The sequence below is a fragment of the Nonomuraea basaltis genome (genome assembly GCF_005893125.1).
GTDB lineage: Bacteria > Actinomycetota > Actinomycetes > Streptosporangiales > Streptosporangiaceae > Nonomuraea > Nonomuraea basaltis.
Genome location: NZ_VCJS01000013.1, coordinates 68,613 through 92,078, shown reverse-complemented (window position 1 = coordinate 92,078; position 23,466 = coordinate 68,613). Strand labels below are relative to the sequence as shown.

The following is a 23,466-nucleotide window of genomic DNA, read 5'->3' as shown; positions in this document are numbered from 1 at the left end:
CGCCCATAAAGGAGAACCACCATGTACGTCGTTCACGACCACGCCATGACCGCTTCAGGCTTCGACAGCGATGCGGTCGTCCGCGAGTTGAAGGACCGAACGGAGATCATCGACGCGCTGTACCGATTCGGCCTCGGCCAGGACCTCAAGGACAAGGATCTCTTCGCCTCGGCCTTCACCGCCGACGCCGAGCTCGACTTCCGGCCGGCAGCCGCCAAGTGGGGGGCCGAGCCGCCGTTGATGTCCGGGCGCGACACGATCACCACCGCCATCCTGGGAATGTTCAGTGGCCGGGTGGACACCACCCACCAGGTCACCAACCCCCGCATCGCCATCGACGGCGACACCGCACGCCTGACCGCCCTGGTCGAAGCACAGCACCTTCTCACCGCAGACCACAACACGTACGCCCTGTTGAAGAACCCCTACGATGTCGCCCTCGTCCGCGACGGCCAGCGCTGGCTCATCCACCGGATGAGCATCGACAACGCCTGGTACACCGGCGACCCCACCGCCATCTTCGCGGGCCGACGGCACAGCGAACCGTGACAGTGTCGCGGTTCAGCGAAGATCGCTTCAAGGATAGATCACCCCTCTCACACCTCTTCCAGAGCTTGCATGAGTCGGGCGACCTCCTCATGGGTGTTGTAGTGCATCAATCCGACACGCAGTGCGCCCGTGTCCAGCCCCAGGTGCGATGTTGGCCTCGTGGTCGAGCCGGGTGACGACGATCTCGTCGCCGGGCCGCAGGTCCCGCGCGGCGCTTCGGCTCAGATGGAAGTTGATCGTGGTGGCGTACAGGCCGAAGCCCACCTCGTCGGCGTCGGCGCCCAGGAACGCCGCGGTGTGCCGTCGCGCCCGGCCGACCAGGTCTTCGGTGGCGACGCTTTGCTCATACACTCCTCCGCGGTTGGCGTTGCTGGTGCGCAGGTAGGTCGCCATGGCCTCAAGCACCGACCGGTGCGTCTGGGCGCCCGCCGGACCGTCCAGCCGGATGGCCCGGCCATCCAGACCGGGAAACTTCCGTCGCAGCGAGGATAGATCGGTGGTCATGGGTGACTTCTCCTCATGAGGCGGGACACGCAGTCCGACAGTAGCGATGATCAGCTTTGCGACGGCCGGAGGGGCCTCATCCGAGGCCGGCCAGGAAGTCGCGGACCTCGTCGACCTCCGGAACGCCGAGGCCGGTGTACAGGTCGAGGGCCAATTTGGCGTGATCGTGGGCCAGGTCGAGGCGGCCGAGATCGCGGTGAGCACGCGCCAGGCCGTCGTGGGCGCGGCCCTGTTCCGGGTGGTTGCCCAGCTCAAGGGCGAGGGCGAGGGCCTCATGATGACGGTCGACGGCTTGGGCGGGGTCGCTCATCAACCTCTCGGCTTCTCCGAGGTGATTGAGCGCTTCGGTTTCACCGTCCCGGCTCCCGATCTCGCAATGCAGGTCCAGCGCCTGCCGATGATGGTCGAGGGCCTGCTCGTAACGTCCCTGCCGCTGGTACACCCGCCCGAGGTTGTTCAGCACCCGGGCCTCGCCTTGACCTCCGCCCAGTTCGCGATGCAGGTCCAGCGCCTGCCGATGGTAGTCGTGGGCCTCCTCGTAACGTCCCTGCCGCTCGTAGACCAGGCCGACGTTGCCCAGAGCGACGGCTTCGTTGAGCCGCCGACCTAGCTCGCGGCACAGGTCAATGGCGCACCGGTAGCACTTGTGAGCCTCGTCGTACTCGCGCAACATCAGGTGGAGGTTGCCAAGGTTGTTCAGCGTCGCCGCTTCTCCGTTCCGGTCCCCCAGCCGGCGAAACAGGTTGAGAGCTTGCCGGGACTGCTGGGCGGCCTGCGCGTGGCGGCCCCGCACGCAGTTCACCACACCCAGGTGGATGAGCGCGCGAGCCTCACCGGACCGATCACTGCGGTGTCGGCTGGCGCTCAGTGCCTGGGTGTGCAGGGTGAGCGCATCGGCGTGGTGAGCACGTTCGTAGAGGTAGTAGAACAGGGTTATCGACAGGTGGCTGGTGTGGGTTGGCCAGTCACGGTCGGCGGCATGAGTGGCGGTGGCGATGAGGTTGACGCGTTCGGCGTCCAGCCAAGCGGTCGCCTGGGTCACGTCGCCGAAGCACCTGGTGGGGGTACCCGGTTCGGGGATGCGGGGCCTGCGGCCGTCGCCACCGGGGTAGAGGAGGTCGATCGCGGCACTGGCGGTGTACAGATAGTGGTCGAAGAGGCGGGTCAGGGCATCGTGCCGGGCGTCGGCGGATTCGCTGGCCGAGGCGACCGACCGGGCGTGGTCTCGTAGCAGGTCGTGGAAGGTGTAGCGGCCGGGCTCGTGCTGCAGCAGGACATGGGCGTCCAGCAGGTCTTCAAGCAGCGCCTCGGCCTTCTCCAGCGGGAAGTCGGCCAGCGCGGCGGCCGCGTAGGGGTCGATGTCGGCTCCGGGATGTAGGCTCAGCAGCCGGAACAGGCGTTGCTGGTCGGGGTTGAGCTGCTGGTAGGACAGGGTGAATGCGGCCGCCACGCCCCGCTCGGAGGTGGACAACTCGCCCAGCCTGCGGCGCTGGTCACGCAACCTGTCGGCCAGGTATTCGACGGTCCACCGGGGGCGGTGGTGCAGCCGGGCGGCGGCGATCCGGACGGCCAGCGGCAGGAATCCGCACAGCTGCAGCACGTCCAGGACCGCGACGGGTTCGGCGATCGCCCGTTCGCCCACGATCGCCGTGAACAACTCCACGGCGTCAGTGGCCGACAGTAGGTCCAGGGACAGGGCGCGGGCGCCGTCCAGATCGACCAGCCGACGGCGGCTGGTGATCAGCATGAGGCTGTGGGAGGCGCCGGGCAGCAGCGGCCGGACGTGGTCGGTATCGGCGGCGTTGTCCAGCACGATCAGGACCCGGCGGTGAGTGAGTTCGGCCCGCCACAGCGCCGCCCGCTCAGTGTCGGCGGCGGGAATGCGGTCGGCGGGCACGCCCAGTTGCCGCAGCAGGACCTCCAGCGCGGTGCCCGGTTCGACGGGTGTCTGGCCGGTGGTGTGGGCGTGCAGGTCGATGAATAGCTGTCCGTCGGGGTAGTGGGCGGCGAGTCGGTGGGCGGCGTGGACGGCCAGGGTGGTCTTGCCGATCCCGGCCATGCCGTCGATCGCCGAGATGATCACGACCGCGCCCTTGTCCGTTCCTGAGCGGTCCAGCCGATCGAGTTCCGTGGTTCGTCCCGCGAAATCGGGGGTGTCCCAGGGTAGGAAGGACGGGCGCGGCGCCGGCCCGGCGACGGGTGCGGGCTGGACCGGTGTGGAGTGAGGATGCAGGCCCGCATCGTCGCGCAGGATGGCCTGTTCCAGAGTGAGGAAGGTCCGGCTCGGATCCAGGCCTTGCTGCTCGACCAGCCGGTCCCGGAAGGTGCGGGCGACGGTCAGGGCGTCGGCCTGGCGTCCGGACCGATGCAGAGCCAGCATGAGGTGGCCGCACAGCTTCTCCCGCAGCGGATGAACCGCCAGGTGGGAGGTCAGCTCGTCGATGAGCTCCTCGTGGCGGCCCTGCGCCAGCTCCAGCTCGGCCAGGCGCTCTACGACAGTCAGCCGCCGTTCCGTCAATCGAGCTCGGGCCTCGTCCACATAGTCGGCGAGCACGTCGGCGAAGGCCTCGTCCCGCCACAGCGCCAACGCGGCCCGGAGCTGCGCCGCCGGGTCGTCAGCGGTCCGGGCTGCGACGATCCGACTGGTGAACTCCTCCAGGTCCAGTTGCCCCGGCTCGGACACGATGACGTACCCCGCCGCCCGGGTCTGCAGGACCTGTGCCGCGCCCGCCTCGCGCAGCACCTTGCGGATCACCGCGATCGAGGCATGGATCTGCGCGCGGGCCGTGCCGGGCGGGGTCAGGCCCCAGATGGCGCCGATCAGCCTGTCGGTGCTGATCACGGTCCGGGCGTGCAGCAGCAGGTAGGCCAGCACCGCACGATGCCGCGGGGCCGCCCCGGGCACCATCCGGTCGCCGACCGACACTCCCACAGGCCCCAGGATCGTGAACCGTACCCTCATCGTCTGCCCTTCTGACGTCGCGAAACAGCCCCCCATAGGTCCGTCCATGGCGAATGCATGGGGAACCTATCAATGCGGGCCCGCATGCTCTGTCTCAGTACCGGTTCACCGGCGTTCTAACGAATCAAAGCGATTCTAATCATTAGAGAGCGAGACCCCTGCATGTCCGGACTTCCCCTGATTCAGCCCGAGACCGCCACCGGCCAGGCCGCCGACCTGCTCGCCGCCGTGCAAAAGGCCCTCGGTGTCACCCCCAACATGACCAAGGCGATGGCCAACAGCCCCGCCGTACTCAAGGCCTACCTGGAGTTCTCCGGCACCCTGGGCGGCGGCAGCCTGACCGCCGCGGTCCGTGAACGCATCGCGCTGCTGGTCGCCCAGGAGAACGGCTGTGACTACTGCCTGTCCGCGCACACCTACATCGGCACCAAACTGGCCGGGCTGAGCCAGGACGAGGCCACCGCCGCCCGCAAGGGTGAAGCCGACGACTCCCAGGCCGCCGCTGCCCTGATCCTGGCCACCGTCCTGGTCCGCAACCAGGGCACCGTCACCGACGAGCAGCTGACCGCTGCCCGCCAAGCGGGTCTGTCCGACGGCGAGATCGCCGAGGTCGTCGCGAACGTGGCGCTCAATGTCTTCACCAACTACCTCAACAAGGCAGGCCGGGTCGCCATCGACTGGCCTGTCGTCACCCACGAGCACTGACCGGCCCACGACCCCGGTACGGCGGGCGGTGCAGCCGCACGCCGTACCGGACCTACAAGGAGCACACATGTCTCGCCCGCCGCTTCCCCCCTTCACCGCCGAGACCGCCGCGCAGAAGGTGCAGCCGGCCGAGGAAGACCGCACCGTCTTCGGCCCGGGGAGCTGACCGTGACCAGCCGGTTCGCACAACTCACCTTCACCCCCGGTGTGCAGGCCCACCAGCGCGAGCACGGCAGCGACCGGGCCTACCGTCGGATGCTCACCGGACCGGAGGAAGCCGACCGGCTGGGCGACGACGAGCGCCACTTCATCGGCGAACGCGACAGCTTCTACCTGGCCACGGTCGGTGAGACCGGCTGGCCCTACATCCAGCACCGCGGCGGACCGCCCGGCTTCCTCACGGTGATCGACGATCACACGCTCGGGTTCGCCGACTTCCGCGGCAACCGGCAGTACATCACCCGCGGCAACCTCGACCACGACGACCGGGTCGCGCTCTTCCTCATGGACTACGCCAACCAGGTGCGGCTGAAGATCCTCGGCCGCGCCCGGGTGGTCGAGGGCGACCAGGCGTTGGCAGTCGCGGGCTACCCTGCCAAGGTGGAGCGCGCCGTACTGATCGATGTCGAGGGATTCAACTGGAACTGCCCTCAGCACATCCCCCAACTGTTCCCCCGCGACGCCGTCGAGCACGCCCTCGGGCACCTGCGCGACCGGATCGCGGAGTTGGAGCGGGAGAACGCCGAGCTCCGCGAACTGCGCCAGACCCGGCCATGACCGTGACCACCGGCCCCGTGATGGGCGAACCCCTGCCCATCGAACTGGCCAACGCCACCTACGCCGTGCGCGGCCACCTCCAGGACGGCCTGCAGACCGACGAGCAGCTGGCGTTCTGGCTGGAGCAGGTCCGCTCCCGACTGGCGCTCCCCCTGCCCGACCCCATCGCCATCGGGCTGTCCGACCTGGCCACGGCCCGCGACATCCGTGACACCATCAGGACTCTGGCCACGGCGGCCATCACTGGAACGCCCCCGGAGGCAGCCGCCGTCGAAGTGCTGAACAGACATGTTCGTTCGGCCCCGCGCTGGCGCGAACTGCGCTGGGATCATGAGCCCTCGGTCCAGCCGCTCAGCGAAGCACCAGCCGTACCCGCCGCGCTGTCGGCCATCGCCCAGGACGCCGTGGACCTGTTCACCGGGCCCGACCTCGCCAAACTGCGCGCCTGCCAGGCCCCCGGCTGCGTCCTGTTCTTCGTCAAGGACCACCACCGGCGCGAATGGTGCTCAGCCGCCTGCGGCAACCGCGCCCGCGCCGCCCGGCACTACGACCACGTGCGCAACCAGTAACCACCAGCGCAACTCACCCAGCAGAAGATCTCCGGCCGGCTCCGCTCGGAGATCACGGCAGGTCTTGACCGGTCGACCCCAGCGAGGGCTACGAGCAAAAGCCACCGTTCCGGCGCATCGGTGTGTCCGGGTGCGGCCCACTGGTGAGGCCGAGTGATCCGGGACGCGGAAGGTCACGCGCGGACGAGAGTGACGGCATGTCCGGCTGGGCTGGTGACCTGCTCGATGGCGGTGCGTTGCAGGAGGGGCGGCGCGGTGGGGCGTCGGTCGAAGACGACGAGCGTGCCTTGTTTCAGATCGAGGTGGTCGAGGTAGCCGTCGAGTTGCGTCAGTCCGTCGGCGACGGGATCGGGCTGGCGGGGGTGGCGGACCTTGAGCTCGACCGCCTCCCACTGCCGAACGCGGCCCGGTCGATGCGGATGGCGGCCTCGGCCCGCTGGGCAAGCACCCGCAGCACGACCTCCTGGTAGATCGGATTGGCGCTACGTTCATGTGCTCATCGGTGATCGGCTGCGAGGCTGGTACGCGCATCTCCCGGATGATCTCGCGGGCCAGGGCGTTGACCAGCCACGGCTGTCCCTGAGAGGCGTGGAAGGCCCGCTGAATCGCGTGCGGCGTGAACTCCTGACCGGTGGCGTCCGTGTGCTGACCGTACAGCTCAGCCACCTGCTCGAAAGTGAAATCGGCCAGCCGCATGGACTTGGCCAGGATGTTGAACGGCAATGGCCCGACCAGCCGGGACGGATCGCCACCGGAGGCTCAGCAGCCGGGTGCCTCCCGGAGCTCGGAGAGTATGCGCACTTCGGCCGGGGCGTCCTCGACAGCCTTGGTGGAGGCGCTCTCGCAGGAGACGTACACCACCGCGTGCTCAGCTTCGGCGCTCAACTCGGCGGCCAGCGCCTGGAGAGAGGTGGTCTTGCCGCTCTGCCTGGGTCCGGGAACGACGAAGTATTTCCCTTCGCCGACCAGCTCCTTCGCCTCAGGGATCCGGGGAATCGGGGGCAGCATGAAGTGCTTGCCCGGCCGGCATGGGCCCGTCGTATTGAAGGACTTCACCCTGTGTACGGTAGCCGTTACCGAGCATGTTCGCCGCGGACTGTCCCGGCCGGCTGGACGGGTTCAGCCGGCCGGGACATGCTGCTGCGCATGATCGACCCCACGTGCCTGGTGGCGGCGGTGAGCCAGCACACTGCGGCCGGTCACGATGACGGTCATGTGGCTATTCGACGGGGATCCGGAAGGCAAGCAGCCCCATGCCGAGGGCGTCGACGACGCGGGGGCCGGCGCCATGGTGGGCGAGGTAGGCCACGGTGGCGCCGGCAGGTACCGGCCGGTCCAGCGTCAGCACCAGACCACGGCCGCGTTGCCGGCGTACGGATTCCACGACGGTGCCCGGCACCAGGAAGTCCGCGGCGGCGCCGTCCTCGACGGTCAGCGGGCCGGCCGGGGAGCGGAGTGTCACCGCCAGCTGGTCCGGGTTGCCGTCGACCCGGTGAGCCGCTCTGGGGTTGGGCGGCGCCACCTTCGGGGCGCCCGGGCGGTACAGGTCGTCGAGGAGCATGGCCGCGTTGTGCTCACCCAGGGTGCGATAGCCGTCGATGTAGTGGAAGTGGCAACCGTCGTGGCCGTTGAGGCCGGTCGTCGACACCGCCCGCAGGTTGTCGATGGTGTCCGGCAGCCGCCGTTGGGCGTCACGCAGCGCCACCGGGATGGTTTGGTCGCATGGGGAGCTCCGGACCTGGTGGACGTATACCGGCAACTCGGCGCCGTAGTCCTGGCGCCAGTCCGCGACCAGCTCGGTGAAGCCGGCGACGTGTACCTCAGCCTTGTCGCGGTCAGCCTCACCCTGGTACCACAGCATGACGTCGATGGCGTCCGGCCCGGTCAGGCCGGCCCGGGCGAGCCGTTGCAACAGCATCCCGTAGCTGGTCGCGCCGTCGGTGGGGTCGCCGTCGTTGCGGGCGAAGTAGCTGATCGGCTTGCCACCGCGGGCACCGTTGACGATGGCGATCGGGATGCCGAGCTCGGCCGACATCAGCTGTCCCATCCGGACCGCCCACTGGCCGATCGCCGCGACCCGCTGGACGTTGTCGCCCATGGCGTAGGTCCAGCCGCCCATGGCGGCGGCCAGCCGCGGGGTGTTGTTGTTGGACGTGCCGAAGGTACGTACCCACCGGGACCGGTCCTCCTCCGACGACGTCGAGTTCGCCTGCTGGCCGGCCTGCGCGTTCGACTGCCCCTGCACGACGATGACGTCACCGGCGACGACGTCGAGCGCGCGTCCGATGCGGCGGCTGCCGCCGTCGGCGGTGTGCGCGATGAGTTCCAGGTCGGTCGACGTCAGCGCCACAGGCAGCGAGAGGGTCAACGAGAACCGCGGTGCCGCCGGTGACACGGCTGCCCGTCTGGTCGTCCGCCGGCCGTCGCGGGTGATCCGCAGCTCGACCGCGGTGACGTCAGGGTCCAGTGCCACCCCGCTGACCGGCACAGACACGCTGGTGGCCGTCCGGCCCGGGCGAGGGACGACCTGCCGCGAAATGGGGGCGGTGTCCACCCGGGCCAGCGAGGGCCGGGCGTAGAAGGTGAGCCGCCGGGCGGTGTAATCGCCGGCGTTCGCGGCGGATGTCCAGTCGGGGTTCTCACCCGGGCCGGCGCCGATGCCGACGTCCATCGTCTGCGGTCCGGCGGTGGTGAAGGCGTTGACGGCCAGCACCGGAGTCGCGGTGGCGGCGTCCGCGGACCGCGGACCGCGGGCGTTTGCGGCGTCGGCGAACGCGTGCACCTGGAACGAGCCGTATCCGTTCGCCCACAGGACCGCGTCGTCGGCATCGCGTGCGGTCTCGGACGCTCCCGGTATCTGCCGCGAACCCGTTCCGTCGTACTGGTTGGGCCACATCTCGACCCAGCCGGAGCCGCCGTCGACCTCCTGTACGCCGGGCACGTTGGAGACGACCGTCAGGTCGTCGACGAACTGGTGCCGCGACTGCTCCATGCGGGTCGGCAGGCCCACGTCGCCGGGGTTGCCGCTCAGCGCCTCCATCGAGGTCCACACCCAGCTCGTGCCCGCTTCTGTGGTGAGCTCCAGGCAGTAGCCGACCCGGTCGAAACCGCCGGCGACGCCGGCGGTGTCGTCGAGTGTGTACGGAGGGGTAGCGTCCCGCCAGTTCGCGGCGGTGGGCAGGTCGAGCACGCGCACCAGCCGGTAGCTCACGGCCTCGGCGTCGCAGGACGTCGAATAGGCGTCGGTGGCGGCTGGTGCGGCGGCCGCGACACCGGGGGCGGAGAGGGTCGCTGCGCCGAATGCCAGGGCAGCGCATCCGGAGACTAACAGGCGGGTATGGAATCGATGTCGGGGCATGGGCAGTCCTCCATGAGATCAGTTGAACGCCTGCCAGGTATCGCGCAACGGCCGCTGCCCGACTCCGGGCTTGGTCCAGTCGCACACGCCTGAGGGGAAGATCTCCAACAGCCGACGGCGCTCGGCCGGGCTGAAGGTCACCCGGTAGTCGCTCCAGTCGACGGCCTTGCGGTGGCAGGTCACCACGTCATCGGTCAGCGGAGCGCCGGCTACCAGTCGTGGAGTGGGGTAGGCAGGGAACTGCTGTCCGCACTCTCCGGCATTGTCCGCGGTGAGCCGTTGAACGATCTTGCGAGGCTCGGCGTCGCGGCTCCAGCAGGCGTCGGTGAGATCACCCGGCTTGTTCCGCACCACCTTCTGGTGCGCGGGCGAGCGCGGGTCGTCGCCCGCGATCGCGGTCAGCCACTCCTCCATCTTCGTCAGGGCGTACCGCAGAGTCGGGCTGGTCAGGCTGAACCCGCCGTACCGGCTGTCCTCCACGAGGAAGACCTGGTTGCCGGAGTCGCCGTTCGCCGCCTCCAGCCGCGCCCGGGTGGCGTAACCGTGCGTCATCATGTGGATGTCGCCGTTCGCGGCGTCATCGGAGTACGACCGGTAGTCGATGATCGGCGTGCCGGCCAGGCCGGCCCCGCCGAAGAGAATGCGTCCGGTGCGGTGGGCGGCGTCCCTCGCGATCGGGTCCGCCGCGGTGCGCTGCGCCGTCGGCTTGGCGTCGATGTCCAGTCCCCCGATGCCCTGGTTGAGGTCGAGGAACTGCTGCGGGGTGATCGCGCCCGAGTTCAGCGCGGCCAGCCCGTACTGCACCCCCACGTTGTCCAGAGCCCGCCGGGCGAACCCGGTGGCCGGATCGCGTCCGTAGACGTTCACGGTGTGGTCGTAGACGTCTCCGCGCGCTCCACGGGGGTTGGTCTGCGGGTGGTAGCGCAGCTCCGCGAGCAACACAGTGGGGAATTCAGCGACCGGGTCCAGCCGCTTCGCCCCGTCGCTGAGGTTGCGGATGCTCTCCCACCGCCGGAAACCGGCGACCTGGCGCTGCTCCTCCTGGCTGAACGTGTCCGGCGCGACCTCGGTGAAATAGTGCTCGAGCAACCGGGAGTCGAACAGCGTGAAGTTCGTCGCGGACGTGACGTCGGGGAACGACTGCCCGACCACGATGCCGTCCAGCAGACCCGGGTAGTTGTCCGCGATCTGGTGTCCCTGGTAGGAACCTCCAGAAGAACCCCAGCCGATGGTGAACAGCGGATCGCCGTAGCGCTCGACGAACCGTTCCTTGACCATCATCATGGTCTCTGCCGCGAGCAGGTCGTTGCAGTTGTTGCCGAAGACGTTCAGCGACGCCGACGCGACCGCGTAGCCGCGGCCGAGCATCTGCGGGTCCAGTACACCGCCGGTGTTCGTGCCCTGGGTGTACCAGCCGCGCCGGCAGCCGCCGCCGAAGGTGTAGATGAGCCGGTCGTTCCAGCCGGGGCTGCGCCGGTGGAAGGCGGGTTCTTCCGTCGCCGGGTCGTGCAGCATGGAGATCTGGTAGATCGACCGGTTGACCGTGCCGGTCTCGATCCGGATGAGGAACGGGACCGTCTGGCCGGTGAGGGTCGTCGTCCAGGCGAGGTCGTCGGGTCTGGCCGCCGGATCCGGCAGCGGCAGGGTCTTTCCGCTGGTCGACCGGTAGGCGTAGTCGACCCGGGTGGCCACGGAGCAGTCGGCGTCGAGAGGGTCGCCGAGCGTGCCGCCGTCGACCAGGCGGAACCGGTCCGTGGTGCAGACGTACGGCGTTTCGTGCGGACCGCTGATCACCGGCCCGGTGGCCGGATGGTTCGTCAGGACGAGCTGGTCGCGCAGCGGCCCCGCGGTCGCGACAAGGTGGTTGCGTCCGGGCCGCAGCCGATCGACCAGGCCGGTGAAGGCGTGCGCGTTCGCGTCTGCCCGGAAGGAGCCGGTGATGTCGGCGCCGTTGAGCGTGAACCGGACCGCGTCCAACGGCTTGCCGCGCGGCACCGCCGCGGTGACGAGCACGTCGTCCGCCGTCACCAGTTCGGGCCTGGCCGACAACGCCACCAGTCGCAGTCTGTCGCTGCCGGCCGCCGCTGCCGGTGCGGCGTAGGGCGCCAGGACCGTGGACGCGGTGACGGTGACCACGGCTAAGACCGCGGCGAGTACGGATCGTGGCGAACGGTTTCCAGTGACAGGGCGCATTGCGTGCCTCCGTTTCTCAGGCGTCGGCGGAGTAGACAGCGAACTCGGCCAGCTGTGTGTTGTGACCCGGCTGGGTGGGGTAACGGCATTCGGTGATGCGCAGCCGTACGTGGCGCGCCCGTGTCGGCGTGACCGCCCTGGTGGTCGCCGCGTTCCTGGCGTCGTCCGTGACCGCCAGCACGGTCGTCCACCGCTCGCCGTCCAGAGACGTCTGCACGTCGTACGATCGCGGGGCCCAGTTGTCCCGGCCGCTCAACCCCACCGCACGCACCACCGTGGCCAGTCCGAGGTCGACGCCGATGAACTCCGGAGTCTCCGGTGTCGGCGCCTGCCCGGGCGTATGACCGCCGGACACCCAGTACGTCGACGCAGAACCGTCCGTCAGGAACGAAGGCGGATGCTGGTACTGGTAACTCGACGCCCAGACGCGCGGGTACGGGCTACCCGTCGTGTTGACCGCCAGGTTGTCGGAGTGCCGAAGGGTGACGTGCGCCTGCCCACTCGCCCCGTTCGCCGCCACCGCGTCGATGACGAGGATTGAGGAGCCGGACTCGCGCTGACCGCTCAGGCGTACCAGCGCCGTCGCCGACGACCGTCCGGGTATCCGCAGGGTCGGCCGGTCCACCGTCGCCTCGGCCCCGTCGTCGGTCGTCACGTCGACCGATACCGACGCCGGTCTGGGTGAGTCGTTGGCGATGCGGACGCGTGCCTGGTTGGCGCCGCCGGCGGCCAGCGGCAGTTCCCGCTCCAGGGCCTCCACCGCCAGGGTCGGCTGCGGGGCCTCGCGCGGTGTCAGGCGTACCGGCCCGAACAACCCGTAGTCCTGGCGTGGCCGGCCGGCCGCCCCGGTGCCAGGTGCGACCCGGACCGCGTTGACGAGGGTCGACGCGACGCGCACCGTCAGGGTGTTGTCACCGGCCCGCAGATGGCGGCCCACCTCGATGTGCCGGAGATCCTGCGGGCTCCGCGCCGGGATGCGGGTCCCGTTCAGCGTCACGGTGACCGTGTCGACGGCGGCTCCCAGATCCAGGTATGCCGTGCGGACCCCGCCCCACGAGTCGTCGAGGGTGAACGTCGAGGTGTACGTCCCGACCCCGGACACGTCGCCGAGGTCGACGTCGTAGCCGTTCGCCGGTGTGATCGCCGACCACGGCGGCAGCGCTCCACGCTCACCGACGACCGGTTCAACGGCCGGAAGAGTGGTCTTGGCCGTGTCACCGGGCAGCCCTGATTCACCCCGTGTCCAGCTCTCCACCTGGAGAGTCCAATCGTCGAGTAGCACAGGACCCAACCCGGTATTGCGGGCGACGGTCGGACCGTGTTCGACCGGGGCCGACCACCGGAACGTCTCGTCGTGGCGGGTCGACAGCGCGATGACCGCGGTATCGGATGCCTCCAGGGCGACGTTGACCTCCACGCCGTGCGGTGTCTGCCGATAGTCGGTGAGGGGAGTGATCTCGCCGGTCCAGGTGTCCAGCTTGTACGGTCGTCCTTCGCCGGTGAGCGTCAGCCGCTGTTCGGTCGCCCACGACCGCTGGTTGAACAGGTAGTAGTAGTCGGTGGTCGCGTCGGAACGGCGGACACTCAACACGTCGGCGGACGGCGTCGCGCACGCGGCGGCCGGCGCTATCCCGAGCCGGGCGAGCAGGTCCGGCACGACCGCGAGGTCGGCGACCCGGTGCACGCGGGGCCGCGCGGCCAACTGGGCAATCAGCCGACGCAGCTCGGCATCCTGCGCCGCCGCGGCGTGGAAGCCCGGAGTCGACGAGGGCAGCTCACCGACGAAGACGACCGGCAGTCCGTCGCGTGCCAGGTCGAGCAACCGGCGCGCGGTGTCCACCGCCATCGTCTTCTGGTCCGCGAGGACGATCGCCTGGTATGCGCCGGCCGATGGGAACAGCCGCCCGTCCGACACCTTCGCCGAAGGCATCCGCAGGTGCGCCGGGCTGAGGTACTCGTACGTGTAGCCACGTTCTGCCAGCGGCGAGTCGCTCTCCAGGAGCGTCTTCGGTCCGGTGAGCGTGGTGGCCGGCGATCGCAGGCCGAAGTCCTGCAGGTACAGGGCCACGTCGAAGGTCGGCTTGCCCTGCCGGAGCACCAGTTGCAGCCGGGCGAGGTGGTCGTTGATCGCCCGGTAGTCCCGCCAGTTGGGGCCGCCCTTGGCACCCCATGCCTCGGCGAACGAGGTGTTGCCCCCGTACGACATGCCCGGCCACACCGCCTGGTCGGCTGTTCCCTCTCCCTTGGTCAGGTACGGGTAGCCGTGCCACACCACCTGGGTCACGCCACCCGCGTATCCGCGGTACACCGAGCGCAGGTTGGCCGAGCTCTGCCAGCCTCCGGCGGTCGTCGCCCAGACGCTCGCCCGCGCCGCGCAACACTCGCTCGACACGACGGGGGTGCCGTTCAGATGCGCGCCGACCGACACCAGCCGGTAGGGCTCGATGTTGTCGTAGAACACCAGCGACTCGCCCTCGGGCACGTCGACATGGGTGGCCGCCTGCGGCGTGTCGATGGGTCCGCCGTACGCCTGGCTCCGCAGCGCCATGCCGCGTTCGTTCGCCCATTGGCGCAACGGCACGAGCCGGGAGTCGATGTACAGGTCGTTCCAGGTCTGCCGGTAGTCGGTCCGGATGCGCGCGCCGCTGCCGTCGGTGAAGTCGAAGAACGGTGCCGCGGTGAGGCCCGCGGATCCGGCGTCGGTGAGCGCCGGAAGCACCGAGATCGGCGAGTAGCCCCGCCGCCGCTCCCACTGGCCGGCGAAGTCCCACGTCCACTTCTGCGCGGTCCCGAGTTCGAGCGAATCCTCGAAGAGGTCGACCCTGCCGACGGCGTCGAGCGCCTCCCGCACCGGCGGGGTGAGAATCGACGAGTCGTAGAACTGCGTCGTCGCCCGGACTCCCTGTTCGCTGAGGTGGTCGAGGACGTAGTTCGGTGTGGTCGTGGTGAAGTTGTTGCGAAGCTGGCCGTCGCCGGTCTGGAAGAAGCCCATCAGCACATAGGTGTCGCCGGCGTCGCCCGGCACGTCGAGACTCAGCGTGCCGTCGTCGCCGACGCTGCCGGTGAGGTCCCGCACGCTGTCGCGGTGGAGCATCCGGGGACCGCTGCCCTGGCGGTCGCAGGCCGCGTCCCCACACCGGGCGAGCAGCACGGCGATCGGGGTGTGCCTCGCACCGACCGGGGGTTGCGGGCGGTAGTTGGACGGCAGGGCGCCGCTGTATCTCATACCGCCCTTGACGAAGGCGTGCGAGAACACCAGCTGTTGCGAGGCCCGTGGATCGTTGATATCGGTCACCGTGGGCACGATGGCCGGCCATCGTGGACTGATGGTGAAGTCCAGGGCCAGATCGAGCCGGCCGGCGGTCTCCAGCATGCTCTGGACCTTCTGTGCCCAGCGCGGCGAGCCCCAGCCGTACTCCGCCAGGAACTCGGGATGGGAGGCCCTCGGGCCGATGGCGGTGGTCGTGGCGACCTCTGCGCCGCCGGCGCCGACGGCCTTCATGTCGGCGAGCTCGGCGCGTAACTGCTCGTCCTGCGTGAAGGCCATCGGCATCCACCAGCGATACTTCGGACGCGCCGTCGAGGGTGGATCGGCGAATGTCCCGGCGGTCAGCCTGGGCACGGATCCGGCGAGCGCCGCCGGCGCCGACGCGGCGTGCAAGGGAGGCGGGGCAGTCGGTGCGATGGCGAGAGGGGTGCCGGCGAGCGCCGCCGCGAGGAGCGGAACAGCGGCTACGCGGCAGCGACGCTGACCGGGCATCACCGGTCTCCGGTCTGCTCGCCGGCCGGCACGAGGGCGTTCATCGGCAGGTGGGCTGTGAGACCGGGGATGCCGTTGGTGTTGCTGGTGTGCAGCCGGGACACCTCGGCGGTGCTCAGCGCGCGGTCGTAGACGCGGAACTCGTCCATGCTGCCGTGGAACCGGTTCGCCCCGTCGAGCCGCTGCCCCAGGTAGATGGGCGTGGGATCGTCGCCGCTGACCGCCCCGGCGGCACCGGACGCGGCACTGACCTGGACACCGTCCACGAACAACGCGACGGTGTCCGCTTGGCGACGCAGCACGACGTGGTGCCAGGCGCCATCGGCGTACGCGCCGTCGGAGCTGACGCCGGCCGACCCCGTGGCGGTGGTCACCGTGCCACGGATCCGGTTGTTGCCGGGTTCGGCGCTCAGCCGCACCTCGGGTTCGCCGTTGATGCCGTACGCCCAGAACAGTGCCTGGTCCTTGCTGGTGTCGCCGTACCTGATCCACGTCGACACGGTGAAGTCACCAGTACCCAGGACCGGCGCGGTCCGGAAGGGCAGCTGCGCCCGGCCGCGCTGCCCATCGAAGCTGAACGCCCGGCCGTACCGGCCTGCGGTGGTCGTGACGCCGTCGAACACCAGCGCCGACCCGCCCGGCACGTCCGGAGTGGTGGACGGGGTGTGCAGGTCGCGGTCGTTGAGCCGGACGAAGGCGATCTCGGAGCGGTAGTCGGTGGCGCCGCGCTCGTAGAGCAGCCCGACATCACCGCCCGGCAGTTCCACCATGTCGGCGTAGCCGCCGTAACAGGCGCATTCCTCCACTGTGGCGCTGCGGTCATTGGTTCCGTACACCTGGACGCCCTCGTCGGTCGAGTCGAGCGGGGTGTCGACGGACTGCCAGCTCAGCCCTTCGTCGAACGACGAGCGGATGGTCGGCCTGATCCTCGGCTCCGTGTTCACCGACGGCGCCATGGTGAGGATCCGGTTGTATGCGTCACCTTCGTCGGTGGCCACCAGCCGCAACGACGAGGACTGGATGTTCGGCGCCTCGAACCCGGGCCGCAGCGTGAAGTCACTGTGGTACGTCGCCCCGCCGTCCTTGCTGATCGCCACCGCCCGGTGTGGACGGACGTTCGGGTCGGCCTCCTCCTCGGGCGTGCCGCCGCTCCAGTTCTGCCTGGCCCACACCATGACGTCACCGTTGACGAGCTCCACCAGGCTGAGTTCCTGCGGGATCAGCTGACGGTCGGCGCCGTAGAGGGCGTTGGCGCCCCGGTACCAGGTGACGCCGGCGTCATCGCTGTAGACCAGCATCGCGCCCGCCCCATCGCCGGAGTTGTAGTTGACGCCCGCGATCAGCCGGCCGACGTGCGCGCCGCGGGTGAGCTGGATGGCGTGCACCGGGCCGGTCGCGTAGTGGCCCCAGGACGGATCGTCCAGCTCGGGCAGTGGGCGTGGAGCAGCCCACGTCAGTCCGTTGTCGTCGCTGTGCAGGACGTACGGGGTCCGCGGCGCGGTCCGGTGGTTGGTCCCGGGTTTGGCCGGATCCACCGGGTTGTGTGTTCCCAGCAGCACGATCCGGCCGTCCGGCGCGTCGACCGCCGGAGCACCCGGCAGCTGCCGGTACACCACCGGGCCGGGATTGCCGCGGGTCGCCGGCGCCACCGGGTCCCCTGGTTCGCCGCGCACCACGGTCTGCGCCGGCTGCCATTCGGTGGCGCCGGCGGGCAGACGGCGGACGACCGTCTCGATGTTGGACTTGTCCGCACACGTGTGGAACCGGTGCTCGGCGAAGGCCAGCAGCGAGCCGTCCACCGCCCGGACGATCGACGGAATCCGGTAGCACCCCGACGGCACGTTCGGGCTGGAGAACAGCACGGTGGTCTTCGACTCGAACGGATCGACCGCCGCCGCGGCAGCTTGGACAGGTGTCAGTGCCGCCGCCACGCCGACCCCGAGGGCGAGCAGCACTGCCCGGTGCTTGGGTTTGCGATGAACGATCACGGTCGCCGCTCCTCTTTCTCATGGCGATGAGGGTTCTGGTGGGGGAAGAGGATCAGGCGCCGGGTGGGATGACGGCGTCCATCGGCAGGTGTGCGGTGCGGCCGGGAATGCCGTTGGTGTCGCTGGTGCGCAGCCGGGTCAGCTCAGCGGTGCTCAGCGCGCGGTCGTGGACGCGGAACTCGTCCATGCTGCCGTGGAACCGGTTCGCCCCGTCGAGGCCCTGCCCGAGGTAGATCGGTGCGGAGTCGTCGCCGGTGACGGCACCGCCGGCCCCGGACGCGACCCCGGCCTCTGCGCCGTCGACGAACAGGGTGACCGTGTCGCCCTGCCTGCGCAGCGCCACGTGATGCCACACGCCGTCGGCGTACGCGCCGGCGGACATGACGGCCACCGATCCGCCGGCGGCGTTGACCGTGCCACGGATACGGTCACTGGCCGGCTCGGCCCGCAACCACAGCTTCGCCTCGCCGTCCTGGCCGTACGCCGAGAAGATGACCTGGTCCTTGGTGTCGTCGTCGTACCTGATCCAGGTCGACACGGTGAAATCGCCAGAACCCAGCACCGGCGCGGTCCGGTACGGCAGCTGCGCCCGGCCCCGCTGCCCGTCGAAGGCCAGCGCCTTGCCGTACACGCCGCGGGTGGTCGTGACGCCCTCGAACACCAGCGCCGACCGGCCCGGCACGTCCGGAGTGGTGGACGGGGTGTGCAGGTCGCGGTCGTCGAGTACGACGAACGCGATCTCCGCGCGGTAGTCGGTGGTCCCAGCGCAGGTCCGGGTGGACCAGCAACCGGACCTGGTCCGTTCGTAGAGCAGCCCGACATGGCCGTTGGGGAGCTCCACCATGTCCGAGTAACCGCCGTAACAGGCGCAGTCCTCGACGGAGATGTCGCGGTTGTTGTCGCCCCACACCTGGACGCCTTCGTCGCTCGAGCGGGCAGGGGTGTCGACGGTCTGCCAGCTGAGCCCCTCGTCGAACGTCGAGCGGATGGTCATCCGGCTCCGCGGGTCCACGTTCACCGATGCAGCGGACGTGAGGATCCGGTTGTACCGGTCCCCTTCGTCGGTGGCCCGCAGCCGCAGGGCCGCCGACTGGACGGGCGGTGCCTCGAATCCGCGCAGCAGTGCGAAGCCACTGTCGTATGTCTGGCCACCGTCCTTGCTGATGGCGTACGCCCGGTGCGGGCGAATGTCCGGGTCGGCCTCTTCCTCGTCGGTGCCGCCGCTCCAGTTCTGCCTGGCCCACACGAAGATGTCGCCGTTGGCTTGTTCGACCAGGCTCATCTCCTGCGGGATCAGTTGCCGGCCCAGCGGATAGTCCACCCGCGCGCCCCGCTGCCAGGTCACGCCGCCGTCATCGCTGTAGACGAGCATGGCACCGCGGACGCCCGGGGGGACGTAGTTGACGCCTGCCACCAGCCGCCCGGCGTGGGCGCCGCGAGTGAGCTGGATGGCGTGCACCGGACCTGTCGCGTAGTGACCCCAGGCCGGGTCGTCCAGCTCCTCCAGGGCGCGTGGCCGGCTCCACGTCACCCCGTTGTCGTCGCTGTACACCAGGTACGGGGTACGCGGGGCACCCCCTTGGCTCTGGCCGGGAGTGGCCGGGTCCACCGGGTTGTACGTGCCCAGCAGCACGATCCGGCCGTCCGGGACGCCGGCCGCCGGAGCCCCTGGCAGGTGCCGGTACACCACCGGCGCGGCGTTGCCGCGGGTCGCCGGCGCCTGCGGATTGTCAGGCTCGCCCCGCACGACCGTCTGCTCCGGCAGCCACCGCGTGGCCCCGGCCGGCAGCCGCCTGACCACCGTCTCGATGTTGGACTTGTCGGCGCAGCTGTTGAGCCGGTGCTCGGCGAAGGCCAGCAACGACCCGTCCACCGCCCGGACGATCGCCGGAATCCGGTGACACCCGGTCGGCACGTTCGGGTCGGAGAACACCACCGTTGTCTTCGCCTGGAACGGGTCGGCCGTCGTCTCGATGACGTCGGCCGCGACGGGTACCGCCGTCATCGGCATCAACACCGCCGCCGCGCCGGCTGAAGCGGCGAACCTCGATAACCGGTGTCGGAGCCTGCGAAGAGTTGTCACGATCGTCGTTCCTCTCCTCATAGGGGTCACGAGTCGGTGCGGTGCTTGGCGACCTCGGAGGCGAACAACTCGTGCCGCGCGGCACGGTCGTCCTCGGTGGCGATACCGCGGTGCGGAGCGCTGAGGTCCACGTAGGTAGGTGGGGTCGCGTCGTAGACCGCCCACCGCGTCACGGCCTCGCGCAGCTGCCCGAGCGCATCGCCGTACGCGGGGTCGTCGAGGAGGTCGGTCAGCTCGTGCGGGTCGGCGGCCAGGTCGAAGAAGGACTCTCCGGCCGTCTCGGACCACAGCAGCTTGTACCGCTCGGTGCGGGCCATGCCCCCGGCGCCCAGCCGACGCCGGGTCTCGGCGAAGACGCAGTCGTGCCCGGCCACCGGGTCGGCCAGGTCGCGACCGGGCAGCGGTGACGCCGGCTCCACGCCGCAGCTCGCCAGGATCGTCGGGGCGACGTCGACCAGGGAGACAAGCCCGCCGGAGACATCGCCGCGCCGCCGCCCGCCCGGAAACTTGACCAGCAGCGGCACCTTCACCACCGGGTCGTACATCGGCCCGTCCTTGAGAAGCAGGTGGTGGAAGCCGAGGTACTCTCCGTGGTCGGCGGTGAAGATGATCAGTGTGTCGTCGTAGAGCCCGCGCTCCCGCAGCAGGTCGAGCATCAGGCCCACCTGGTGGTCCAGCTGCGTGATGGTGGCGTAGTAGTGCGCCATGACCCGTTGCAGCAGCGGCAGCGTCAGCGGTTCGTTGTCGAAGTACTCCCGCCGGTGCCGGCGGTCGCCTTCCGGGATCGTGTCCGTCCAGCCCGGTAACGGGGTCAGCGTCGCCGGGTCGTACAGGTCGTCCCAGCCCGCGGGCGGGTCGAACGGGTGGTGCGGCTTGATGAACGACACGTGCAGCAACTGACCGGTGCCGCCGGACCAGCCGGCCAGCACGGTCCGCGCCCGTTCGCCGATCCAGGTGGTGGAGTGCCACTGTTCCGGCAGGTTCGACGTTCCGCTGCCGAAGGTCTCCCAGTACGACCGGGATGCCTGCACGCGGAATTCCTGTTCCTGGTCGACGAGGTCGGTCACCGGCGCCAGTCCGGCCGCGGCCAGCTCCCGGTGGTAGTCGTCGTCGTACCGGCCGGGCCCGTCCTGCTCGGCGAGCTCCATGTGGTCGTAGCCGACGTCAAGGTAGGTCGGCGTGAAGTGCATCTTGCCGACCGCCGCCGTCCGGTACCCGGCCCGGCGTAACGCCCGCGGGAACGTGTCGATGCCGGGCGCGAGAGTGCAACGGTTCGTCCAACCACCATGCTGGCGCACGTGCAGGCCGGACAGCAGCGAGTACCGGGATGGGGTGCAGACCGGGAACGGGCAGAACGCGTTGCGGTATCGGACGCCGTCGGCGGCCAGCCGGTCCAGGTTGGGGGTACGCACGTCCGGGTTGCCGGCGACGCCTAGGCAGTCCGCCCGGAACTGGTCGGCCTGGATGACCAGGACATTGGGCATCAGTGGATCTCGTCGCCGAATCCGAGCCGGGTCACCTCGGCGCGTAACCCTGCCAGCTCATGCGAACCGGGTGACACCAGTGGCTGGCGGCATGGTCCACAGTCGACGGCGAACAGGGCGCCGAGTGCTTTGAAGCCGGCCAGCTCGCCACCGTACCGCCCGGCGATTTCGATGACCTGCTGCGCCTGGAGCTGGAGCCGTTGCGCGGCCGCCAGGTCTCCTTCGGCGGCGTGGTCGAGCATCTGACGGAACAGCGGGCCGGCGAAGTTGTACACCGACCCGATAGCGGCTCGTGCCCCCCACTGCCAGGCGGCGAGCGCCAGGTTGGCCACGCCGACGTAGATCTCCTGTTCCTCCCCCGCCAGGTGCAGGCAGCGTTGCAGGTCGACCATGTCGTTGTGGGCGAACTTGACCCCGGCGAAGGTCGGGATCCTCTCCCGCGCGGCCAGCAGAACGTCGCTGGCACGCAGGTTCACTCCGGTCGCCGAGGGGATGTGGTAGTAGGTGAACGGCAGCGTCGGGGCGGCGTCCGCGATGGCCGCGCAGGCATCGACCAGCGCGGCCACTGTGTTGGGACGATGGAAGTACGGGGGGACCGCGGAGATCGCCTTCACCCCCAGCGATTCGGCGTGCGCCGCCAGCCGGCCGGCTTCGGTGACGCTCGCGTGTCCGACATGGACGAGGACGTCCAGCCGGTCGGCCGCGACCTCGCACCACCGCTCGACCAGCGCCATCCGCTCGGCGGTGGACATGGACGCTCCTTCGCCGGCGGTGCCGCCGACGAACGCCGCCGGCGACCCCCACGCGACCAGCGCGTCCGCCTGCTTCGCGACGATGTCGAGGGCGAGTCCGCCGGCCTCGTCGAACGGAGTGAACACGGCGGTGAGCAGCGCCATGTCCGGTCCGTCGGTGCAGTAGCCCAAGCGGGTCATGCGGTTCCTTTCGATTGGCCGACGGGCAGGTCAGGCCTTCGTGTCGATGAGGGTGACGAAGTCGCGGGGGTCGGTGTCCAGGCCGGTGATGCGCTTGTCCAGCGCGAACAGCGATGGCTGGGTGGAGATCCCGATCGCCCAGGATTCCTCGGCGAGGACCTTGTTCAACTCCGCGTACGCGGCCTTCTGGTCCTCCGGCGTGAGCGCGGAGCCGGCCGCGGCCACCGCCTCGACATACGCGGGCGGCACCTTCTCCCGGAACGTCGTGTTCTCCTTGCCCGGCAGCATCTGCCGGCCCCGGGCGATCAGCGACGGGCTCTGCAGATTGTTCGGCTGCGCGGCGACGGTGCACTGCAGTTTGCTGGCGAACAGCGCATCGAGGTAGGCGGCCTCCTCCTGCGGTGCGATCTCCAACTCGAACCCGATCTTCTTCAGGTCCGCCTGTATGATCTGCAACACCTCCGCGGAGGGGCTTCCCGAGGTCACGCCGGCGGTGGCCTTGCGGGCGCCGCCGGACTGCTCCAGCATCGCGGCCGCTTTGTCCAGGTCGAACCCATGCGAGTCGAGGTAGGCCCGGTCGAACGCGGGCGACGACGGCATGAACGCCGTGTAGATGGGCTCGCCGATGCCGAAGTTGACCTGCTTGATGATCCGCTCGCGGTCGATGGCCCGCGCCAGCGCCTGCCGCAGCAGCTTGTTGTCGAACGGCGGGATGGTGGCGTTCATGAAGAACAGCGTCATCCGGCCGCCGCCCTCCACCAGGGTGAACCGGCCCTTCAGCCGCTCGTTGTGCCGGAACCCGATGTATGCGGCGCCGTCGACGGACCCCGACTCGAGCGCGGCCACCAACGCGTCCTCGTCGGTGAAGAACCGGTACTCGACTTCGTTGAGGTAGGGCTTGCCGGCATCGTAGAAGTCGGGGTTCTTCGTCAGCGTCAGGCGCTGGTTGCGCTGGAACTTCCCGAGCCGGAACGGCCCGGAGCCGGCCGGCTCGTGTTCCAGCTGCTTCGGGGTGTTCTTGTCCGCCGGGATCAACGGGAACGCGAACATCCAGTCGATGACGAGCGCCTCCGGGGTGGGTGCCTTGAAGGTGACGCGTACGGTGCGATCGTCGACCGCGGTTCCCGTTGCGATGAACGCTGACGGCTGCGCGAGGGTGAACGCGGTATCGGGGTTCTGCGCCCGCTTGATGCCGGCGACGACATCCGCTGCGCTGACCGCCGCACCGGAGTGGTATCTCGCCTCCCGCAGCGTGAGGGTGACCGACTTGTGGTCGGCGGCGAACTCCCACTTCTCGGCGCCGGCGGGGATGGCCTTGTACGTGCCGTCGGTCGGGTAGTCGACCAGGTACGTGTAGAACGCATGGATGTGGATGTCGGTGTTGGTGAGGTACGGGTCGAACTGCATGATCTTCGTCGTGCCGAGCGTGAGCTTGCCGGCGCCGGCGCCACCGCCGGTGCCGGCACCGTCGCCGGAGCCGCAGGCGCTCAGCAGCGGCGCGGTGACGAGCGCGCCGGTGGCCGCCAGGCCGGTCCGCAGTAACGCGCGGCGGGAAATGTCGCGGGACTGTCGCGGAGAAATGGTCATGGTGGTGCCCTCTGA

General features: G+C 69.7%; 16 protein-coding genes. 5 read left to right on the top strand and 11 right to left on the bottom strand.

The genetic code is table 11. From position 1 onward, the window contains the following. Positions 1–21: 21 nt before the first annotated feature. The gene (locus EJK15_RS08755) at positions 22–549 is read left to right on the top strand and encodes a nuclear transport factor 2 family protein (RefSeq protein WP_138709870.1); all 528 of its coding nucleotides are present in this window, start codon (positions 22–24) and stop codon (positions 547–549) included. Positions 550–636: 87 nt separating this feature from the next. Here EJK15_RS08755 and EJK15_RS08750 read toward each other — a convergent pair whose 3' ends face one another. Both EJK15_RS08750 and EJK15_RS08745 read right to left on the bottom strand, forming a co-directional pair. Continuing rightward, entirely contained in the window at positions 637–1,053 is a 417-nt protein-coding gene (locus tag EJK15_RS08750; protein ID WP_138709869.1) for an aminotransferase class V-fold PLP-dependent enzyme, read from the bottom strand. A 76-nt stretch (positions 1,054–1,129) separates the two neighbouring features. Then, a complete protein-coding gene (locus EJK15_RS08745) occupies positions 1,130–4,015 on the bottom strand; it encodes an AfsR/SARP family transcriptional regulator (protein ID WP_138709868.1) in 2,886 nt (961 codons plus the stop codon). 162 nt (positions 4,016–4,177) lie between these two features. On the opposite strand from EJK15_RS08745, the gene EJK15_RS08740 reads away from it, so the two are divergent. From EJK15_RS08740 to EJK15_RS72670, 4 genes are all read left to right on the top strand, one after another. Next, entirely contained in the window at positions 4,178–4,720 is a 543-nt protein-coding gene (locus EJK15_RS08740; RefSeq protein WP_138709867.1) for a carboxymuconolactone decarboxylase family protein, read from the top strand. Positions 4,721–4,888: 168 nt separating this feature from the next. After that, complete coding sequence (locus EJK15_RS08730) at positions 4,889–5,497, top strand: pyridoxamine 5'-phosphate oxidase family protein (RefSeq protein ID WP_138709866.1); 609 nt, start codon at positions 4,889–4,891, stop codon at positions 5,495–5,497. Continuing rightward, on the top strand, positions 5,494–6,066 hold the full coding sequence (locus EJK15_RS08725) for a CGNR zinc finger domain-containing protein (protein WP_138709865.1): 573 nt from the start codon (positions 5,494–5,496) through the stop codon (positions 6,064–6,066). Before EJK15_RS08730 ends, EJK15_RS08725 begins: the two co-directional genes overlap by 4 nt. Positions 6,067–6,263: 197 nt before the next feature. Next, complete coding sequence (locus tag EJK15_RS72670; RefSeq protein WP_206060727.1) at positions 6,264–6,536, top strand: hypothetical protein; 273 nt, start codon at positions 6,264–6,266, stop codon at positions 6,534–6,536. Positions 6,537–6,825: 289 nt separating this feature from the next. Here the strand turns inward: EJK15_RS72670 and EJK15_RS72665 are convergent, their stop codons facing one another. The 9 genes from EJK15_RS72665 to EJK15_RS08680 all read right to left on the bottom strand — a co-directional run bounded on the left by EJK15_RS72665 (position 6,826) and on the right by EJK15_RS08680 (position 23,451). Then, on the bottom strand, positions 6,826–7,122 hold the full coding sequence (locus EJK15_RS72665) for an AAA family ATPase (RefSeq protein WP_206060726.1): 297 nt from the start codon (positions 7,120–7,122) through the stop codon (positions 6,826–6,828). Positions 7,123–7,285: 163 nt separating this feature from the next. Beyond that, on the bottom strand, positions 7,286–9,424 hold the full coding sequence (locus tag EJK15_RS08715; RefSeq protein WP_138709864.1) for a sialate O-acetylesterase: 2,139 nt from the start codon (positions 9,422–9,424) through the stop codon (positions 7,286–7,288). 18 nt (positions 9,425–9,442) lie between these two features. Further along, positions 9,443–11,560 carry a DUF6351 family protein gene (locus tag EJK15_RS08710; RefSeq protein WP_206060725.1) on the bottom strand — a complete coding sequence of 706 codons (2,118 nt, stop codon included), beginning with the start codon at positions 11,558–11,560 and terminating at the stop codon, positions 9,443–9,445. Between the two features lie 73 nt (positions 11,561–11,633). Continuing rightward, the gene (locus EJK15_RS08705; RefSeq protein WP_138709862.1) at positions 11,634–15,377 is read right to left on the bottom strand and encodes a glycosyl hydrolase; all 3,744 of its coding nucleotides are present in this window, start codon (positions 15,375–15,377) and stop codon (positions 11,634–11,636) included. Further along, positions 15,377–17,365, bottom strand: a complete 1,989-nt coding sequence (locus EJK15_RS08700) for a sialidase family protein (protein WP_138709861.1) — start codon at positions 17,363–17,365, stop codon at positions 15,377–15,379. Before EJK15_RS08700 ends, EJK15_RS08705 begins: the two co-directional genes overlap by 1 nt. 52 nt (positions 17,366–17,417) lie before the next feature. Beyond that, positions 17,418–19,370, bottom strand: a complete 1,953-nt coding sequence (locus tag EJK15_RS08695) for a sialidase family protein (protein WP_171074183.1) — start codon at positions 19,368–19,370, stop codon at positions 17,418–17,420. Between the two features lie 104 nt (positions 19,371–19,474). Beyond that, positions 19,475–20,932: a sulfatase-like hydrolase/transferase gene (locus tag EJK15_RS08690; protein ID WP_138709859.1), complete on the bottom strand. Its 1,458-nt coding sequence runs from the start codon at positions 20,930–20,932 to the stop codon at positions 19,475–19,477. Then, on the bottom strand, positions 20,932–21,864 hold the full coding sequence (locus tag EJK15_RS08685) for a dihydrodipicolinate synthase family protein (RefSeq protein ID WP_138709858.1): 933 nt from the start codon (positions 21,862–21,864) through the stop codon (positions 20,932–20,934). Before EJK15_RS08685 ends, EJK15_RS08690 begins: the two co-directional genes overlap by 1 nt. A 30-nt stretch (positions 21,865–21,894) precedes the next feature. Beyond that, complete coding sequence (locus EJK15_RS08680) at positions 21,895–23,451, bottom strand: ABC transporter substrate-binding protein (RefSeq protein ID WP_138709857.1); 1,557 nt, start codon at positions 23,449–23,451, stop codon at positions 21,895–21,897. Positions 23,452–23,466: the final 15 nt, after the last annotated feature.

Bases quoted from the DNA above. Each gene is read 5' to 3' on its own strand.
- EJK15_RS08755 (WP_138709870.1), top strand. From the start codon at position 22: ATGTACGTCGTTCACGACCACGCCATGACCGCTTCAGGCTTCGACAGC.
- EJK15_RS08750 (WP_138709869.1), bottom strand. From the start codon at position 1,053: ATGACCACCGATCTATCCTCGCTGCGACGGAAGTTTCCCGGTCTGGAT.
- EJK15_RS08745 (WP_138709868.1), bottom strand. From the start codon at position 4,015: ATGAGGGTACGGTTCACGATCCTGGGGCCTGTGGGAGTGTCGGTCGGC.
- EJK15_RS08740 (WP_138709867.1), top strand. From the start codon at position 4,178: ATGTCCGGACTTCCCCTGATTCAGCCCGAGACCGCCACCGGCCAGGCC.
- EJK15_RS08725 (WP_138709865.1), top strand. From the start codon at position 5,494: ATGACCGTGACCACCGGCCCCGTGATGGGCGAACCCCTGCCCATCGAA.
- EJK15_RS72670 (WP_206060727.1), top strand. From the start codon at position 6,264: ATGTCCGGCTGGGCTGGTGACCTGCTCGATGGCGGTGCGTTGCAGGAG.
- EJK15_RS08715 (WP_138709864.1), bottom strand. From the start codon at position 9,424: ATGCCCCGACATCGATTCCATACCCGCCTGTTAGTCTCCGGATGCGCT.
- EJK15_RS08705 (WP_138709862.1), bottom strand. From the start codon at position 15,377: ATGCCCGGTCAGCGTCGCTGCCGCGTAGCCGCTGTTCCGCTCCTCGCG.
- EJK15_RS08695 (WP_171074183.1), bottom strand. From the start codon at position 19,370: ATGACGGCGGTACCCGTCGCGGCCGACGTCATCGAGACGACGGCCGAC.
- EJK15_RS08690 (WP_138709859.1), bottom strand. From the start codon at position 20,932: ATGCCCAATGTCCTGGTCATCCAGGCCGACCAGTTCCGGGCGGACTGC.
- EJK15_RS08685 (WP_138709858.1), bottom strand. From the start codon at position 21,864: ATGACCCGCTTGGGCTACTGCACCGACGGACCGGACATGGCGCTGCTC.
- EJK15_RS08680 (WP_138709857.1), bottom strand. From the start codon at position 23,451: ATGACCATTTCTCCGCGACAGTCCCGCGACATTTCCCGCCGCGCGTTA.